Origin of the sequence: Coprococcus comes ATCC 27758 (assembly GCF_025149785.1) — a bacterium.
Taxonomy (GTDB): Bacteria; Bacillota; Clostridia; order Lachnospirales; family Lachnospiraceae; genus Allocoprococcus; species Allocoprococcus comes.
On record NZ_CP102277.1, the window covers coordinates 831,760 to 850,351 of the forward strand.

Consider the following 18,592-nt stretch of genomic DNA (forward strand, 5'->3'; position numbering starts at 1 on the left):
GAAAAAGATGGATCAGATAAAAATTGAAAACCTAGAAATATTTGCAAATCATGGGGTGTATCCGGAAGAAAACAGACTGGGACAGAAGTTTCTGGTTTCCTGCATTTTGTATGTGGATACACGCAAGGCGGGAAAAACGGATGACTTGGAAGCGTCTGTGAATTACGGAACCATTTCCCATTTGATAAAAGAAAAGATGGAAGAGAAGAATTACAGGCTGATCGAAGCAGTAGCAGAGCAGCTTGCAGAAGAGATCTTATTATTTGATGAGAAGATCCGGAAAGTCATGGTGGAAGTAAAGAAACCATGGGCACCGGTAGGACTGCCGCTTGAGACGGTTTCTGTGAAGATTGAACGTTGCTGGAATGAAGCGTTTATCGCACTCGGATCGAATATGGGTGATAAGAAAAAATACATTGAGAATGCGGTAGAAGAGCTGAAAAATGAAAAACTTTGCAGAGTCCTGAAGGTATCGAAACTGATCGGAACCGAGCCATATGGCGTGACGGATCAGGATGAATTCCTGAACGGGGCACTGAAAATGGAAACACTGCTTACCCCGCATGAGCTTCTGGAGCTGTTACACCGAATTGAGCAGGAAGCCGGAAGAAAGCGGATCCGCAGATGGGGACCGAGAACACTGGATCTGGACATCATTTTCTATGGGGATCAGATCATTGAAGAGGATGATTTATGTATACCACATATCGATATGCAGAACAGGGAATTTGTGCTTGGACCAATGTGTGAGATCGCACCGCATAAACGGCATCCGGTTTTGAAGGAAACGATGACGGAAATGCTTGTAAAGTTAAAGGGTAATAATTGACTTCTTATCGGGAGAGGGTTATACTGAAAGCATTGTGGGGAATCCCAACTGAATTGAAGAGAGGTATAGAAATGGAAGAAAAAAAGAATCTCTGGAGCTCTTATGATGAAGCTGCCAAAAAAGAACTTCATGAAATCAATGAAAAGTACAAAGCTTGCCTGGATGCCGGAAAGACAGAGCGTGAATGCGTAAAGCTTGCGGTTGAGATGGCGAAAGAAGCAGGATATCAGGATATCAAAGATGTTCTGAAAGAAGGAAAGAGCCTGAAAGCAGGAGATAAAGTATATGCGGTATGCATGGAAAAAATGCTTGCCATGTTCCGTATGGGCGAAGAACCGCTTTCAAACGGTATGAATATCCTTGGAGCTCATATCGATTCACCACGTATTGATGTGAAACAGAATCCATTATATGAAAGTGAAGGAATGGCTTATCTGGATACACATTACTATGGTGGAATCAAAAAATACCAGTGGGTAACAGGACCGATGGCACTTCATGGTGTTGTTGCGAAAAAAGATGGAAGCGTAGAAGAGATCAGCATTGGGGAAAAAGAGTCTGATCCGGTATTTGTTATTACAGACCTTCTTGTTCATCTTGCAGCAAACCAGATGTCAAAGAAAGCAAGTGAAGTGATCGAAGGAGAAAAGCTGGATCTTCTGATTGGAAACAGTCCACTTGATAAAGCGGAGGGACTTGATGAAGAAGAAAAAGAAACGATCAAGGCTAACGTACTTCATATTTTAAAAGAGAACTATGGAATCGAAGAAGAGGATTTTGCATCGGCTGAGCTGGAAATTGTTCCGGCCGGAAAGGCAAGAGACTGTGGATTTGACCGCAGCATGATCCTTTCTTATGGACAGGATGACAGAGTCTGCGCATTTACTTCTCTGTTCGCCATGCTGGATGTGGAAAATGCAAAGCGTACAGGATGCTGTCTGTTAGTAGATAAAGAAGAGATCGGAAGCGTCGGAGCAACTGGAATGCATTCTCGTTTCTTTGAAAATACAGTTGCAGAGCTTGTTGCACTTACAGAAGGTGAATCTGAACTGAAGGTACGCCGTGCACTTGCTAATTCAAGAATGCTTTCTTCTGACGTAAGTGCTGCTTATGATCCGATGTTTGCAGAAGCATTTGAAAAGAGAAGTGCCGCTTTCTTTACAAAGGGACTTGCATTCAACAAGTTTACAGGAAGCCGCGGAAAGAGCGGATCCAATGATGCAAATGCAGAATATCTTGCAAGACTGCGCAAGGTGATGGACGATGCAGGCGTTACTTACCAGTTCGCAGAACTTGGTAAAGTCGATGTAGGCGGCGGCGGAACCATTGCATATATTATGGCAAATTATGGTATGGAAGTGATCGACAGCGGTGTTGCTGTACTTTCTATGCATGCACCTTATGAAGTCAGCAGCAAAGCTGATGTGTATGAAGCAGTAAAGGGATATAGAGCATTTCTTCTGAATATGTAAGAGATGAAAAGAACTCAGGCAAAACAATGGATGCAGTCCGGTTTTGCCTGAGTTCTTTTTTGATAATAACAAAATTTTTAGTATATAAAAGAAATTTAATTACGGAGATTTTTTTATAGAAGAAATCACTTGAAGAAATTGAACTCTTCGATAAATTCACTTTTTTTGTACGAAAAAAAGTGCATAAGGGTTGACTATCACAGTTAAAACATTTACAATATTAGTGCGGTAAAATCCGTTTTTTAAGGGCGATATAAGATATGAAAAGAGCAGACAGTTACCAGTCTGACTGTGATTTTCAAGTTTTATATATATCAATTACCAATAACGAGGAGGAATTGTAAAATGGCAACAAAATGGGTTTACATGTTTACAGAAGGTAATGCCGATATGAGAAACCTGCTTGGTGGAAAAGGCGCTAACCTTGCTGAAATGACAAACTTAGGTCTTCCAGTGCCACAGGGCTTCACAATCACAACAGAAGCTTGTACTCAGTATTATGAGGACGGAAGACAGATCAATGAAGAAATCATGGCTCAGATCATGGAAGCTATTACAAAGATGGAAGGAATCACAGGAAAGAAATTCGGTGATAAAGAGAATCCACTTCTTGTTTCCGTTCGTTCTGGTGCAAGAGCATCTATGCCTGGTATGATGGATACAATCCTGAACCTTGGTCTTAACGAAGACGTTGTCAATGTACTTGCTGAAAAATCAGGCAACCCACGTTGGGCTTGGGACTGCTACAGAAGATTTATTCAGATGTACTCTGACGTAGTTATGGAAGTAGGTAAAAAATACTTCGAAGAACTGATCGACAAGATGAAAGCTGAAAGAGGCGTTAAACAGGACGTTGAACTTACAGCAGAAGATCTTCACGAATTAGCTAACCAGTTCAAGGCAGAATATAAAGAAAAAATCGGTGCTGAATTCCCGACAGATCCAAAGGAACAGTTAATGGGAGCTATCAAAGCCGTATTCCGTTCATGGGACAACCCGAGAGCAAATGTATACCGTCGTGACAACGATATCCCGTATTCATGGGGAACTGCTGTTAACGTACAGATGATGGCATTTGGTAACATGGGTGATGACTGTGGTACAGGTGTTGCATTTACACGTGACCCAGCTACAGGAAATAACGGACTGTTCGGAGAATTCCTTACAAATGCTCAGGGAGAAGACGTAGTTGCAGGTGTTCGTACACCAATGCACATTTCAGAAATGGAACAGAAATTCCCAGAAGCATTCAAACAGTTCAAAGAAGTATGCAAGACTCTGGAAACACATTACAGAGATATGCAGGATATGGAGTTTACTGTAGAACATGGTAAACTGTACATGCTTCAGACACGTAATGGTAAGAGAACAGCTCAGGCTGCTCTTAAGATTGCTTGCGATCTCGTTGATGAAGGAATGAGAACCGAAGAAGAAGCAGTTGCTATGATCGATCCTCGTAACCTTGATACACTGCTTCATCCACAGTTCGATGCAGCTGCACTGAAAGCTGCTGTACCGATGGCTAAAGCACTTGGAGCATCTCCAGGAGCTGCTTGTGGTAAGATCGTCTTCACAGCTGATGATGCTGTAGAATGGGCTGCAAGAGGAGAAAAAGTTGTTCTTGTACGTCTTGAAACATCACCGGAAGATATCACAGGTATGAAGTCTGCTCAGGGTATCCTGACAGTTCGTGGTGGTATGACATCACACGCAGCCGTTGTTGCACGTGGTATGGGAACATGCTGTGTATCTGGTTGTGGTGACATCAACATGGATGAAGAAAACAAGAAATTCACACTTGGTGGAAAAGAATACCATGAAGGAGATGCAATCTCTCTTGATGGATCTACAGGTAACATTTATGACGGAATCATCCCGACTGTAGACGCTACAATCGCAGGTGAATTCGGAAGAATCATGGGATGGGCTGACAAGTACAGAACTATGAAAGTTCGTACAAATGCTGATACACCAGCTGATGCTAAGAAAGCCCGCGAACTTGGTGCTGAAGGTATCGGACTTTGCCGTACAGAGCATATGTTCTTCGAAGGCAACAGAATTGATGCATTCCGTGAAATGATCTGCTCTGAAACAGTAGAAGAAAGAGAAGCTGCACTTGCTAAGATCCTTCCGGAACAGCAGGGAGACTTCGAAAAACTTTATGAAGCACTGGAAGGAAATCCGGTTACTATCCGTTTCCTTGATCCACCGCTTCATGAATTCGTTCCAACAGAAGAAGAAGATATCAAGAAACTTGCTGATGCACAGGGCAAATCTGTTGACCAGATCAAAGCAATCATCAGCTCTCTGCACGAATTCAACCCAATGATGGGACATCGTGGATGCCGTCTTGCTGTAACTTATCCGGAAATCGCTAAGATGCAGACAAGCGCAGTTATCCGTGCTGCTATCAATGTTAAGAAAGCTCATCCGGATTGGAATGTTAAACCGGAAATCATGATCCCGCTGGTTGGCGATATCAAAGAGCTTAAATATGTTAAGAAGTTTGTAGTAGAAACAGCTGACGCTGAAATCGCTGCTGCAGGAAGCGACCTTGAGTACGAAGTTGGTACAATGATCGAAATTCCTAGAGCTGCTCTTACAGCTGATGACATCGCAAAAGAAGCTGACTTCTTCTGCTTCGGTACAAACGACCTTACACAGATGACATACGGATTCTCACGTGATGATGCTGGTAAGTTCCTTGAAGCTTACTATGACGCTAAGATCTTCGAGAATGATCCATTTGCTAAACTTGACCAGACAGGTGTTGGTAAACTTATGAAGATGGCTATCGAACTCGGAAAACCGGTTAATCCGAAACTTCACGTTGGTATCTGTGGAGAACATGGTGGAGATCCAAGCTCTGTAGAATTCTGCAACAGCATTGGTCTTGATTATGTATCTTGCTCACCATTCCGTGTACCGATCGCTCGTCTGGCTGCTGCTCAGGCTGCAATCGCTCAGAAGAATGCAAAATAAGCATATACAGATATTATAGCGAATAATGAATAATAGAATCCCCCTGATATCTATGAAATGGATGTCAGGGGGATTTTTCTATCGGGAAGATTTTTTCTGGTAAAGAATGCATTCCATGTTTCATGGAAACAAGTCAAAGTCTTTAATTTTAGGAGACTTTGATGATTGCTGTGGCAAGGAATATAATTTGCAGGGTGAGTTTTATTTTATATCGTTAAAATTTAAAAACATTAAATTTGCGCTAAAATAAAAAAATCACTATTTTTTTTAAAATGTATATGATACAATGAACCAATTAAATCTGAAATATTCTTATAAAATCATTTTAGAAGAGCGTAAGATGATTGCAAGTTATTAAAATCTAAAACAAATCAATAATAGTGGAAAGAAAAATTGATGATATTCTATGGAATAAGAAATAAATCAATTGTGATGAAGAAGAAAATTGATTGTAATCCACAAATATCTAAAGTAAATCAATGGAAGCGACAGGAAATGTTGATCATATATCAAATGATTAAATCTTAGGTCAATGTAATTGGTGAAATAAATTGATTGTAAATCCAATAAATTAAAAACAAATCAAGAAGATTGTAGAAAAAGATTGACTGTAACTTTAAAAACTTGAAAATGAATCAAGGAAAAAACGAAAATAGATTGACTGGAAAAGCTAAAACTTGAAAACAGATCAAGAAGACTCAGGAAATAGATTGACCGTATGTTTGAAGACTTAAAAATAGATCAAGAAGATCTTGAAAATTGCTTGACTGGAATACAAAAATTAGAAAATAGATCAAGAAAATTCTGGAAATAACTTGACTGGAAAATTAGAAACACGAAAATAAATCAAAAAGAAATAAAACGATAGATAAAAAACAATTTCAAATAAAGGGGGATAGTCTATGTATAAATTAAAAAATATGCTTCTCCAAGAGCAAAAACATTTGGAGAAAATCGTTATGCAAGCTAAAACTAACTTAAGTACAGAACCAGAAGGACACCTTAGAATTTCGATAGATCAAAATAAGCCACGTTATTATCAATGCATAAATGACAGCAAAGGAATTTACATTCCAAGAGATGAAAAAGAGTTGCCGAGACGTCTTGCACAAAAAGGTTATAATGAAGCGGTGATAAAAAAAGGGGAAACAAGGCTTAAACAAATAAAGAAAATAACAAAAAATTATTCGGATGATGAAATTGAGAAAATTTATACGTCTATGAATAAAGCGAGACAATTACTGGTAACTCCGATCGAACCAACATGGGATCAGCTGCTTACAAAATGGTATGAAGAAGAATATCAGGGGAAAGAGTTCAAGGAGGGAACACCATTAATTCTTACTGAGAAGGGAGAACGTGTCAGATCAAAGTCAGAGAAGATATTAGCAGATTATTTTTATAGAAAGAATATTCTTTACAAATATGAAAAGCCACTTCATCTGAAAGGGTATGGTACCGTGTATCCAGATTTTACATTTTTGTCAAGAAAGACTTACCGGGAAATATATTGGGAACATGAAGGAATGATGGATAAACAGGATTATGCAAGAGCAGCTGTGCGAAAAATAGAATTGTATCAAATAAATCATATATATCCAGGCGATCGGTTGATTATATCTTTTGAGACAGAACAAAATGTATTGAATTCAAAGATAATAGAGAATCTGATAGAAAAATATTTGATATAAAAGGACTTATGATATAATTAGCTTGTTGGGGAGAAGGATACCCTGATGGAGAGATAGAGCTGTTTGGAAAAATCTTACACCGCGATGAACATTTGCTATACAAGTATGCAGAGAATGAAATGTTTAAAAAGAATAAAGTCTAGGACGGAGGAGAACTACATGGAATTAGTAAACGGAAGACCAACAGACACACAAGGCAGATTGGACAAGGAAATCCGCGTATATGACTTCCTTGATTCGCTTGGAGTCGTATACCAGAGAATCGACCATGAAGCCGCAATGACAATGGAGGCATGCGAGGAAATCGACCGGACGCTGGAGGCGACGATCTGCAAGAATCTGCTTTTATGCAACCGACAGGAGACACAGTTTTATTTACTGATGCTTCCGGGGGATAAGGTGTTTAAAACAAAGGATCTGTCAGCGCAGATTGGTTCGTCCAGACTTTCTTTTGCAAAAGTGGAGTATATGGAACAATATCTGGACATCACGCCGGGATCTTTAAGTGTGCTTGGACTGATGAATGATAAGGACAGGATGGTACGGCTTCTGATCGATGAAGATGTGCTTACAGGAGAATATATAGGATGTCATCCATGCATCAATACATCGAGTCTCAGACTTCGGACAAAAGATCTGGTGGAGAAGATTATTCCGGCAATGGAACATGAGCCGACCATCGTGAAGCTGTAAATCCGCCAGAAAATGAAAAGGGTAGCAGAAACAGCAATATAGAAACAGAAAGATTTTTGACAGTGCAAATATAAAAACTGGATAATGAAAAATATAACAAAATCTATATAAAAAACAAAATAAATTCATGCAAAATTCATACAAAAAAGAAAGAAACACCTTGACGAAAAGAAAGATTTCTCTTAAAATATGAAAGGTTGTGCAAAAGAAGAACAACTGCCGTGCAGAATCATCTGGATACAGACAGATATGCGGCAGTTTTATTATGTGACATAGTATAGAATTGCACATATATTACAGTCTATATTTATGACACAGGCAATTTAGTGAAAATTATATTTTATCATGCAAATAAAAGGAGAGATATACGGATGAAGTATGATGTAATTATTATCGGTGCCGGACCAGGCGGGATTTTTGCTGCTTATGAGTTGATGAAAAAGAAACCAGACTGCAAGATTGCAGTATTTGAAGAAGGTTATCCGCTGGAAAAGAGAAAATGTCCGATTGATGGCGAAAAAGTAAAGAGCTGTATCAACTGCAAACGCTGCTCGATCATGTGCGGATTTGGCGGAGCTGGAGCATTTTCAGATGGAAAATACAATATCACCAATGATTTCGGCGGAACTTTATTTGAGTATATCGGTAAAAAACAGGCTGTTGAGCTGATGAAGTACGTCGATGAGATCAATATGGAAAATGGTGGAGAAGGGACAAAACTGTACTCCACAGCCGGAACAAAATTTAAAAAGCTTTGCCTTCAGAATAAGCTGAATCTTCTGGATGCATCTGTACGTCATCTGGGAACAGATATCAATTATGTCGTTCTTCAGAATCTTTATGATCAGATGAAGGATAAAATGGACTTCTTCTTTGATGCACCGGTTGAGACAATCGAGATCACTGATGGCGGATACCGCATTATATGTGAAAATGGCGCTTATGAATGTAAGAAATGTGTGGTTTCTGTCGGACGAAGCGGAAGCAAATGGATGGAAAAGGTCTGCAAGGATCTTGCAATCCCGACCAAATCAAACCGTGTGGATATTGGTGTCCGTGTAGAGCTTCCGGCAGTGATCTTCTCACACCTGACAGATGAGCTTTACGAGAGCAAGATCGTATACCGTACAGAAAAATTCGAGGACAATGTGCGTACTTTCTGTATGAATCCGAACGGTATTGTGGTAAATGAAAATACAAACGGTATCATCACAGTAAACGGACACAGCTATGAAGGAAATGAAAAAAAGACGGACAACACCAACTTTGCCCTTCTGGTTGCAAAGCATTTCTCTGAGCCATTTAAGGACAGTAACGGATATGGTGAAAGTATCGCAAGACTTTCCAATATGCTAGGCGGTGGTGTGATCGTACAGCGTTTTGGTGATCTGGTACGTGGAAGAAGAAGTACAGAAAAGCGTATTGAAGAAGGTCTGGTAACACCAACCTTATCAGCAACGCCTGGTGATCTGAGTCTGGTTCTTCCAAAGCGAATCATGGATGGAATCATTGAGATGATCTATGCTCTGGATAAGGTAGCACCTGGTACAGCAAATGACGATACCCTTCTCTATGGTGTGGAAGTAAAATTCTACAATATGGAAGTAGAGATCGATAAGAATCTGGAAAGCTGCCATAAGGGACTGTATGTGATCGGTGACGGAAGTGGTGTTACACATTCTCTGTCCCATGCATCTGCAAGTGGTGTTTATGTTGCGAGACATATTATCAGCGAAGAAGAATAGTCTGCAAATAAAAAGTCGGACTGGGATGGAAAAGTAAAATAAAGAGAAAATTAAAAACCGTAAATCCGGAGATTTGCAGTATTGTAAAGAGCAAATCCGGATTTACGGTTTTTGTTGTATCGAAAAAGTAGTAGAACTTTTTGATGCAGATATGCCTATTTTTTTATGGTTGCCCGCCGGTAAGTCATATAGGCGATCACAGCAGTTGCAAATTCGGTAATTCCGAATGCGTACCAGATCCCGGAAGCCCCGAAGATCCGGCTTAAGATAAATGCGGCCGGAATAATGATGATCGTATATCTGCACAGTGAGATGATCAGGGACGGTGTTCCCTTTCCAAGTCCTTCGAGTGCACCAGAGCTGGTGATGGACACGGAAGAAACTAAAAATCCGAGGCTGATAATCCGAAGTGCTATTCCTCCTGCCTGAATGGTTTCCGGATTAGAACTGAACAGTGCGATCAGTGAATCCGGGAAGATCTGGCAGTAAACGGTACCAAAGAGCATGATCCCAAGACTCAGATAAAGGGTATCGGCAAACAGTCTGTGGACACGCTTTGTCTCACCGGCACCGTAGTTGTATCCGATCAACGGACGCATTCCCTGGATGATTCCATTTGCCGGAAGATACAGGAAGGTCTGAAGCTTGTAATAGATTCCGAGCACCACCACGTAAACCTGGGAGTAGGCGGAGAGAATCCCATTTAGTGCGGTGATAAGCAGGGATGGAAGTGCCATATTCAAAGTGGCAGGGATTCCAACCGCGTAAAGCCGTCCGGCCATGGCACGGTCTACGTGGCAGCTTTTATGAATCTTCACCGGAAGCGGTCTGGTAAAATAAAAGGCAAGGTACAGTACCAGTGTGACAACCTGACCAAGACCGGTTGCAAGTGCGGCTCCTTCAATTCCCATTTTCGGGAACGGTCCGATTCCGAAGATCAGAAGTGGATCCAGTACGATATTGAATATACATCCGCTCATCATGCAGATCATGGACACGCGCATCCGTCCGACTGCCTGAAAAATTTTTTCCCAGGTAATTTCAAGAGAGATTACAATGGAAAATCCAAATGCGATCCGGGAGTAGGCATTTCCCATCTGAATAACGGTCACGTCTTTTGTAAAAATCTGTAAAAATAGCGGCATTACGGCAATTGTGACTACGGTAAGAACAATACCGTGGATGACAGAGAGAAAAAGTCCCTGTGTGGCAGCTGTATCCGCTTTTTTCTGATCCTGGGCGCCAAGGAAAAAGGCAATGGCAGCATTGATCCCGATTCCAAAGCCGACACCGACTGAGGTGATAAAATTTTGGATCGGGTAGACTAAGGACAGAGCAGTCATTGCTTCTTCACTGATCCGTGCAACGAAATAGCTGTCAACAATATTATAAAGAGAGTTGACCATCATTGAGATCACCATTGGCAGAGCCATGGAAAGCAGAAGCGGCAGAATCGGTTTTTCTTTCATGTAAGTCTGGTTCATAAACATTCCTCCTGATAAATATAAAGCATAAGGTACAAAATCTGTAAAAAAGGGCAGAAGCCCGATATATAAAAAGCCACATAACTGTTGCTGTATGCAACAAGTTATGTGGCGAAAAGTAGATATCTATTTTGATATCCAGAAAAATCCACAAAGATTTTGGTATAAAATTACACAGATAGTTATTTTAAAAATTTTATTTCCATTTGTCAATATCTTTTTGAAAAAATAACAATTAAAATATTGACAAAAAAGTAAGCCTAAACTAACATGAGTGTATGAAATATAACATTACTATGATACGAGTAACTAAAGGAAGGAGTAGAGGAATGTTTTTAGAGATTAAGGGGATCAAAAAGTCGTTTGGAACAGGCGACAGCCGGGTAAATGTTCTGAAAGGATTTGATCTGGAAATTGAAAGAGGAGAGTTTTGTGTGCTTCTGGGACCATCCGGTTCCGGAAAATCGACTCTTCTGAATATTATAGGCGGTATTGACGGGGCAGATGAAGGAAGTATTACGATTGATGGAGAACAGCTGGAGAATATGACAGAGAAGAAGCTGTCCCTGTACCGGAGAAAGCATCTGGGTTATATATTCCAGATGTACAATTTGATTCCAAACCTGACACTTAGAGAAAATATTGAAATCGGTGCTTATTTAAGTAATCGTCCGCTGGATGTGGATGAGCTGATGCAAACGCTGGGTATTTATGAACATCAGAACAAGCTGCCGAACCAGCTTTCCGGAGGACAGCAGCAGAGAACCGCGATTGGACGTGCAATTGTCAAAAATCCGGACATCCTGCTCTGTGATGAGCCAACCGGTGCGCTGGATTATAAGACATCCAAGGAAATTCTGAAGCTGATCGAAACAGTCAATCAGAAATATGGGAATACCATTGTTATGGTTACCCATAACGATGCAATCAAGAATATGGCAGACCGGGTGGTAAAACTTCGTGATGGAATGATCCGCAAAAATTACTGTAATGAGCATAAACTTTCTGCAAGTGAGCTGGAATGGTAAGGAGGACGCGTGTTATGAAGAGTCCGTTGAGAAAACGGCTTCCGAGAGAACTGAAGGGAGAAATTGGAAAATACCTGGTGGTTCTGATCCTTATGATTGCAACGATTGGGTTTGTATCCGGCTTTCTGGTTGCTGACGGAAGCATGATAAAAGCATATAATGAAGGCTTTGAGAAATACAAGATTGAAGATGGAAATTTCCGGGTAAAGAAAAAAATTACCAAAGCACAACAGGAAAACATCGAGAAAAATGGTGTGACGCTGTATGAAAACTTTTATCTGGAAGAGGCACTGGATAATGGAAGTACCATGCGTATTTTCAAAAACAGGGAAGAGATCAACCTGGTGTGCCTGATGGAAGGAAAGCTTCCTGAAAAAGCAGGAGAAATGGCAATTGACCGTATGTATGCGGACAATAATAAGATTTCTGTCGGAGATACACTGAAAAGTGGTTCACAAAAGTGGAAAGTCACAGGATTTGTGGCACTGTCTGACTATAGCTGCCTGTTCCAGAACAATAATGACAGCATGTTTGATGCAATCAAATTCGGGGTATCGGTTGTAACACCGGAAGAGTTTGAATCTCTGAATCAGGATAAGATTCAGTACAGTTATTCCTGGGTGTATGACAAAGAACCGAAAAATGAAAAACAGGAAAAAAAGATGTCGGAAGATCTGATGGAAGCACTGGGGGAAGAAGTCACTCTGGAGTCTTTTGTGCCACAGTATCTGAACCAGGCAATTACATTTACCGGTGATGATATGGGGAGTGACCGTGCAATGATCACAATGCTCCTCTATATGATCATTGTGATCATTGCGTTTGTATTTGGAATCACGATCAGCAATACAATCCGGAAAGAAGCAGGCGTGATCGGAACTCTGCGGGCTTCTGGGTATACAAGAAAAGAACTGATCGGACATTACATGGCACTTCCGGTGATCGTCACGCTGATCGGTGCGGTGATCGGAAATATTCTGGGTTATACAGCACTGAAAAAAGTATGTGCGGGGATGTATTATGGAAGCTATAGTCTGCCGACCTATGTGACAGTATGGAATGCAGAGGCTTTCTGGATGACAACGGTGGTTCCGGTGCTGATCATGCTGGTAGTCAACTATGGAATCCTTCGTTACAAGCTGAGGCTTTCACCGCTGAAATTTCTGAGAAGAGATCTTTCTGGAAGTAGGCGGAAAAGAGCAGTCCGGCTAAGTCCGAAGCTTGGAATCTTTCATCGATTCCGGCTCCGTGTAATCTTCCAGAATATGAGCAATTACATTGTACTTTTTATTGGAATCATATTTGCGAATCTGCTTTTATTCTTTGGACTTTTGCTGCCGTCAGTACTTTCGCACTATCAGCAGGATATCCAGAGCAATATGCTTGCAAAATACCAGTATATGCTGGAGGTTCCGGTAAGTGCGATGAGCGGAAACAAACTGGACAGTATGCTGGAGCTTTTACAGTTCTCTTATGGAACAAAGACGGAAAATGAAGATGCGGAAGCGTTCAGCGCTTACTCATTGGAAACATTGCCAAGCAAATATAAGACAGATGAAGTGATCCTGTATGGAATCAAACCGGACAGTAAATATATCGATGCAGATCTGGAGGACGGTGACGGTGTCTATATTTCCAGTGCCTATGCAGAGAAGTTTCTGTTGAAGCCGGGCGACTCGATCACGTTGAAAGAAAAATATGAAAAGACAAAGTATACATTCAAGGTTAAAGGAATCTACAAATACAGCGGTGGAATCTGTGTCTTTATGCCACAGGAGAAGTTGAATGATACCTTTGATCTGGGAAACGATTATTTCAGTGGATATTTTTCCAATTCGAAGATCAAGGATATTGACGGAAAATACATCGGTTCGGTGCTTGATCTGGAAGCACTGACAAAGATTTCAAGACAGCTGGATGTATCTATGGGAAATATGATGGGGATGGTCAACGCATTTGCAATCGGTATTTATATGGTTGTGATCTATCTGTTATCCAAGATCATTATTGAGAAAAATGCACAGGCTATTTCCATGACGAAGATCCTGGGATATACCAATGGAGAGATCAGCAGGCTTTATATCTGGTCGACAACTATCGTGGTGATCATCTGTCTGCTTCTCAGCCTGCCGATTGAGAAAGCAGTTATGAATGTGCTGTTCCGGGAAATGATGCTGACCAGTATTTCCGGCTGGATCGCACTTTGGATCGATCCGAAGATCTATGTGGAAATATTCCTGATCGGAATCGGAACCTATGCAGTTGTGGCAATGATAGAATATCGAAGGATTAAACATGTGCCGATGGATGAGGCACTGAAAAATGTAGAGTAAGAGGCAGAAAATAAGAGAATTAAGGTACGGATCAGGGCAGACTAAGCTGCCCTGTAGATTGCCGGGACGATCTCGCGGAGGAGAGCAAGAAGCGCCTGGAACTGTGCGTGATGATAAATATTTTTCCGATAGACAGCACAGATGTCCCTGGTGTCATGAAAGTGATCCGGGGTGAAGAAATGAATATTCGGAAAGGAAGTTGTTCGTGCATAAATTTCCGGAAGAAACGTAGCACCCATCCCTCGTCTTGCAAGAGAAAAGGCAGTATTACTGCTGGTACAGATGCAGCGGATATTCGGATGGAAAGCGGCAGTCTCGCAGATCTTGCGGCTGATCTTTCCGAGATCGTGATCCTCTGAAAGCAGAATAAATGGAATTGCAGATAACGCAGGCAAATGAATTTGGGGAGTGGCAGAGATGTCCTCCTCTTTTTGTGATGGATCGGAAAAAGGACACAGAGAGTCAGGGATTGCCAGGACAAAACTTTCCTTTACCAGAAGCTCACTCTCATAATTGATAGTGTCCGGGCTGGAAATATCGAGAATCAGATCCAGCTTGTCCTCTTCCAGCATCTGCCGCAGGATATAGGTCGGCTGCTCAATGATCTGGATATCACAGTTCTCATACATGGAATAAAAGCGTTCCAGAACCGGTGCCAGAAGCCGTTCACTTCGGTGGGGACTGAGACCCAGCCGGATCAGTGTCCGGGAGCCGGAAACGATATCACCAAGCTTCCATTCCAACTGGGTATGAGAGTGGAGGGTAGAAATTGCCCATTCATAGAAAAGGGAGCCTGCATAGGTAAGCTTCATCTCGCCACGGTTCCGCTCAAAAAGAGGGATTCCGGTTTCTTTTTCCAGAGCCTGAATGCTTAAGGAAAGGGAAGGCTGGGAAATATAAAGCTTCTGCGCCGCTTTGGTGATACTTTTTTCTTCGGCAATGGTGATGACATATTGCAGCTGATTCCAGTTCATAAAAAATCCTCCATAGGTTTAAACTATATTTTTAATAATAAAACATATATTTTACTAATGTCAATAGAGATGATAAAGTAAAGAAACAGGAGGAAGAAGAGATGAGTAAAGAGAGAATCAAAAATGGACTGATGCTGTTTGCATTTTTCTTTAAGATAGGATGTTTTACATTTGGAGGCGGATGGAGCATTCTGGCGCAGATGGAGCAGGAGTTTGTAGATAAACGAAAGCTGATCACAAAAGAGGAACTGCTGGATATGGTTGCAGTTGGAAAGTCAGTTCCCGGAATTATGATCACCAATATCAGTATGCTGTTTGGCTATTATGTAGGTGGCTGGTTCGGAGGTGTCTGTGCAGTACTCGGAATGACCTGTCCGGCGGTTCTGATCCTGTCGTTTGTTACTGCATTTTATAAGGTGCTGAATAGTAATGTCTGGTGCTATGCGGCACTTCGCGGAATCCGCTGTGCGGTAGTTCCGATTATGGGAAGTGCGGCACTTTCACTGGGGAAAGAAGCGTTCCGCAGAAAATCAGCAATCCCGATCTGTGCGTTAGCACTGGCGCTCTGTGTATTTACGGATATCAGTAATGTGGTGATGATCGTAGCGGGAGTGATACTGGCGCTTTCTATAAGAGCGGTGAAAAAGACAAGAGGAGGACAGACGGCATGATCTATCTCAGACTTTTTACAGCGTTTATGAAAATCGGATTTACCAGCTTTGGCGGAATGTCGATGATCCCGGTTATTATGCAGGAGATGAAGGTCAATCATTGGATGACGGCGGAGGATCTGACTAACTTGATCGCTATCGCAGAAATGACACCGGGACCGCTTGGGATTAACTGTGCGACTTTTGCCGGGATGCAGACGGCAGATGTTCTGGGTGGGATTGCAGCGGTTATGGGCGTGCTGATGCCAGCTTATACGCTGGCGCTTGGCGTAGCGGTGTGCTTCGCAAAGTTCCGTGGCAATGATATTATGAGCTGTATGTTAAATGTGATCAAGCCGATCTGCATCGCAATGATCCTTGCGGTGATTCTGGATCTGATGCAGGAAAATTATTTTCCGGATGCGAGGATTGACTGGTTTGGGTGCGGGATCGGAGTGGTGATGTTCTATCTGATATTGAAGAAGAATTGGTCAGTACCGAAGGTGATCATTCTTGCGACGGTGTTTGGAATAGTTGGATATGGTGTGCTTGGGATTGGATAGATTTATAGATAGAACAGGAGAGTTATTCTTTTGCAAATTTGAAGATTTGTAAGAGGGTAACTCTCTTTTTGTTTCATAGGAAATTCCGAAGGAACTTCCTATGAAACAAAAGGCACTGCGTGCCGGAGATGAGCAATCGCACGAAGATGAAGAATGTCGCAAGCGGTCTACGCTCCGCTTCGGTCGTTGCTTAACGAGCGCCACTGGCGCTCAGCAACGCGCTCGGCGCGAGAATGTGATTTTACATAACTATGATCATGGGAAAGAAAAATGATAGAAGAAAGAAAATTTAACCTAAACTTAACATAGATTTGATTGGAATTGCATAGACCACAGATAAAATGGAAAATGAGCTGAAAGGGAAGACATCATTGTAAAAAGTAAGTTTAAAAGATATTAACAAACACAGGGTAAATTGAGAGAGGAATTAACATGAACGAGAAAATTCAGATCATTTTTGGACTGCTTGGCGGTCTGGCAGTTTTTATCTATGGAATGAATATGATGAGTGAATGTCTGCAAAAGGCGGCGGGCGATAAAATGAAAAGCATTCTTGCACTTCTGACGAAGAATCCGCTTCTGGGTGTGCTTGCCGGTGCGCTCACAACCGCGGTACTCCAGAGCAGCAGTGCGACGACAGTTATGGCGATCGGTTTCGTAAGTGCGGGACTGATGAACCTGCCACAGGCAATTTCCATCATTTTTGGTGCAAATATTGGTACAACCATGACAGCGCAGATTATTGCGTTTAAGATCAGTGACTATATTTATGTGATTATTTTTATAGGATTTCTGATTTCATTTGTAACAAAATCAGAGAAAGTAAAAAGTATCGGCCAGACGATTTTTGCCTTTGGTCTTTTGTTCCTTGGAATTGAAACAATGGGAGATGTCATGAAACCATTGGCATCCAGTCCGGTATTCACAGACTTGATCGGACGGGTTGCACATATTCCGGTACTTGGTGTGGCAGTTGGTACATTTATGACGCTGGTTGTACAGAGCAGTAGTGCAACGATCGCAGTCTTGCAGAACTTCGCTTCCCAGCCGGGACCGGACGGGGTTACGAGTATACTTGGGCTTGCAGGAGCAATCCCGATTCTTTTAGGTGATAATATCGGTACAACGATCACAGCACTCCTTGCCAGTATCGGACAGTCAAAAGATGCGAAGAGAACCGCTGTGGCGCATTGTATTTTTAATATTTCCGGCTGCTTTTTGTTTATCTGGTTCGTAAAACCATTTGCGGCACTGATCCAGAACATTTCGCCGAAAGGTCCGGAGATTGAAGCGATTTCCAGACAGATTGCAAATGCACATACTGTATTTAACATCACAATGACACTGATCTGGGTATGCCTGATTAAACTGATGGTGAAGATTGTCATGACACTGATTCCGGATGGCAAAAAAGGTGTTGAAGATCCAGGCAGCCCGATTTATCTGGATGAAAATATCATCAGTCAGCCGGCAGCAGCGCTGCAGCTTGTGGCAAAAGAGATTTTCCGTATGAGTGACCAGGTAAGAGATATTCTGAAGAAAACGATTGAGCTTGTGAAAAATGAAGAAGTGAAATCCATTGACGGTCTGAAAGAAAACGGAGAACAGGTTGAACGCCTTGGAAAGTGTATTACCGAATATCTTGCAGCTTTGTTTTCTTCAGGTTTATTGACCGAGCAGCAGGCAGCGCAGACGGCGAGCCTCATGTGTGTACTCAGCGATGTGGAACGTATGGGAACCTTAAGTGTGGAAATGGCAGAATGTATGTTGGAAAGATCAGACCGGAAGTATAAATATACACCGGAAGCGATGGATGAGCTGCAGAAGAGTTTGAAGGTACTGAATAAGATGTTCTGTGATTCTCTGAAGGCACTGCAGGGAGATGATGGTATCGAACCAGGCAAGATGATGAAGCGAAAGGATAAGCTTCTGGATCTGGATATCAAGATGCGGAAAGCGCATATTGAGCGTGTCAATAAAGGAAAATGTAAGGCAAGCCTTACTGCTCCGTTTACCAATATCCTGCATCTGATCGACCGTATGGGAAACAGTTGTATCAATCTTGCGGATGTGGCGGAAAGCGGAACAAGTATGAAATACTTTATGCTGGAAGAAAAATAAGAAGATGGAAAAATCCACGGACTTTAG

General features: G+C 41.8%; 13 protein-coding genes. 11 read left to right on the forward strand and 2 right to left on the reverse strand.

Annotated elements, in window-relative coordinates; genetic code table 11:
* Positions 1–7 precede the first annotated feature (7 nt).
* From folK to NQ556_RS04295, 6 genes are all read left to right on the forward strand, one after another.
* A complete protein-coding gene (gene folK / locus NQ556_RS04270) occupies positions 8–829 on the forward strand; it encodes a 2-amino-4-hydroxy-6-hydroxymethyldihydropteridine diphosphokinase (protein WP_008372039.1) in 822 nt (273 codons plus the stop codon).
* Between the two features lie 71 nt (positions 830–900).
* On the forward strand, positions 901–2,301 hold the full coding sequence (locus NQ556_RS04275; RefSeq protein ID WP_022220665.1) for an aminopeptidase: 1,401 nt from the start codon (positions 901–903) through the stop codon (positions 2,299–2,301).
* A gap of 345 nt (positions 2,302–2,646) precedes the next feature.
* Entirely contained in the window at positions 2,647–5,283 is a 2,637-nt protein-coding gene (gene ppdK / locus NQ556_RS04280; protein WP_008372032.1) for a pyruvate, phosphate dikinase, read from the forward strand.
* 902 nt (positions 5,284–6,185) lie between these two features.
* Positions 6,186–6,974, forward strand: coding sequence for a hypothetical protein (locus tag NQ556_RS04285; protein ID WP_173699314.1), 789 nt, complete (start codon positions 6,186–6,188; stop codon positions 6,972–6,974).
* 159 nt (positions 6,975–7,133) lie between these two features.
* The gene (locus NQ556_RS04290; protein WP_044998948.1) at positions 7,134–7,667 is read left to right on the forward strand and encodes a prolyl-tRNA synthetase associated domain-containing protein; all 534 of its coding nucleotides are present in this window, start codon (positions 7,134–7,136) and stop codon (positions 7,665–7,667) included.
* A gap of 371 nt (positions 7,668–8,038) precedes the next feature.
* Complete coding sequence (locus NQ556_RS04295; protein WP_008372024.1) at positions 8,039–9,412, forward strand: NAD(P)/FAD-dependent oxidoreductase; 1,374 nt, start codon at positions 8,039–8,041, stop codon at positions 9,410–9,412.
* 155 nt (positions 9,413–9,567) lie between these two features.
* Here NQ556_RS04295 and NQ556_RS04300 read toward each other — a convergent pair whose 3' ends face one another.
* Positions 9,568–10,896 (reverse strand): MATE family efflux transporter, encoded by a 1,329-nt coding sequence (locus NQ556_RS04300; protein ID WP_044998946.1) that lies wholly within the window; start codon positions 10,894–10,896, stop codon positions 9,568–9,570.
* A 329-nt stretch (positions 10,897–11,225) separates the two neighbouring features.
* On the opposite strand from NQ556_RS04300, the gene NQ556_RS04305 reads away from it, so the two are divergent.
* Both NQ556_RS04305 and NQ556_RS04310 read left to right on the forward strand, forming a co-directional pair.
* On the forward strand, positions 11,226–11,924 hold the full coding sequence (locus NQ556_RS04305; RefSeq protein WP_204575847.1) for an ABC transporter ATP-binding protein: 699 nt from the start codon (positions 11,226–11,228) through the stop codon (positions 11,922–11,924).
* Between the two features lie 14 nt (positions 11,925–11,938).
* Positions 11,939–14,257, forward strand: a complete 2,319-nt coding sequence (locus NQ556_RS04310; protein ID WP_204575849.1) for an ABC transporter permease — start codon at positions 11,939–11,941, stop codon at positions 14,255–14,257.
* 41 nt (positions 14,258–14,298) lie between these two features.
* Here NQ556_RS04310 and NQ556_RS04315 read toward each other — a convergent pair whose 3' ends face one another.
* Positions 14,299–15,231 carry a LysR family transcriptional regulator gene (locus NQ556_RS04315; RefSeq protein ID WP_008372012.1) on the reverse strand — a complete coding sequence of 311 codons (933 nt, stop codon included), beginning with the start codon at positions 15,229–15,231 and terminating at the stop codon, positions 14,299–14,301.
* A gap of 101 nt (positions 15,232–15,332) precedes the next feature.
* Between NQ556_RS04315 and NQ556_RS04320 the strand changes: the two genes are divergently transcribed.
* The 3 genes from NQ556_RS04320 to NQ556_RS04330 all read left to right on the forward strand — a co-directional run bounded on the left by NQ556_RS04320 (position 15,333) and on the right by NQ556_RS04330 (position 18,565).
* Positions 15,333–15,902, forward strand: a complete 570-nt coding sequence (locus tag NQ556_RS04320; protein ID WP_008372009.1) for a chromate transporter — start codon at positions 15,333–15,335, stop codon at positions 15,900–15,902.
* Positions 15,899–16,444, forward strand: a complete 546-nt coding sequence (locus NQ556_RS04325) for a chromate transporter (RefSeq protein ID WP_008372007.1) — start codon at positions 15,899–15,901, stop codon at positions 16,442–16,444. The genes NQ556_RS04320 and NQ556_RS04325 overlap by 4 nt, the downstream gene beginning before the upstream one ends.
* Before the next feature lie 432 nt (positions 16,445–16,876).
* On the forward strand, positions 16,877–18,565 hold the full coding sequence (locus NQ556_RS04330; RefSeq protein ID WP_204575851.1) for a Na/Pi cotransporter family protein: 1,689 nt from the start codon (positions 16,877–16,879) through the stop codon (positions 18,563–18,565).
* Positions 18,566–18,592: the final 27 nt, after the last annotated feature.

Bases quoted from the DNA above. Each gene is read 5' to 3' on its own strand.
- NQ556_RS04305 (WP_204575847.1), top strand. From the start codon at position 11,226: ATGTTTTTAGAGATTAAGGGGATCAAAAAGTCGTTTGGAACAGGCGAC.
- NQ556_RS04295 (WP_008372024.1), top strand. From the start codon at position 8,039: ATGAAGTATGATGTAATTATTATCGGTGCCGGACCAGGCGGGATTTTT.
- NQ556_RS04310 (WP_204575849.1), top strand. From the start codon at position 11,939: ATGAAGAGTCCGTTGAGAAAACGGCTTCCGAGAGAACTGAAGGGAGAA.
- NQ556_RS04315 (WP_008372012.1), bottom strand. From the start codon at position 15,231: ATGAACTGGAATCAGCTGCAATATGTCATCACCATTGCCGAAGAAAAA.
- folK (WP_008372039.1), top strand. From the start codon at position 8: ATGGATCAGATAAAAATTGAAAACCTAGAAATATTTGCAAATCATGGG.
- NQ556_RS04325 (WP_008372007.1), top strand. From the start codon at position 15,899: ATGATCTATCTCAGACTTTTTACAGCGTTTATGAAAATCGGATTTACC.
- NQ556_RS04290 (WP_044998948.1), top strand. From the start codon at position 7,134: ATGGAATTAGTAAACGGAAGACCAACAGACACACAAGGCAGATTGGAC.
- NQ556_RS04300 (WP_044998946.1), bottom strand. From the start codon at position 10,896: ATGAACCAGACTTACATGAAAGAAAAACCGATTCTGCCGCTTCTGCTT.
- NQ556_RS04320 (WP_008372009.1), top strand. From the start codon at position 15,333: ATGAGTAAAGAGAGAATCAAAAATGGACTGATGCTGTTTGCATTTTTC.
- ppdK (WP_008372032.1), top strand. From the start codon at position 2,647: ATGGCAACAAAATGGGTTTACATGTTTACAGAAGGTAATGCCGATATG.
- NQ556_RS04275 (WP_022220665.1), top strand. From the start codon at position 901: ATGGAAGAAAAAAAGAATCTCTGGAGCTCTTATGATGAAGCTGCCAAA.
- NQ556_RS04330 (WP_204575851.1), top strand. From the start codon at position 16,877: ATGAACGAGAAAATTCAGATCATTTTTGGACTGCTTGGCGGTCTGGCA.
- NQ556_RS04285 (WP_173699314.1), top strand. From the start codon at position 6,186: ATGTATAAATTAAAAAATATGCTTCTCCAAGAGCAAAAACATTTGGAG.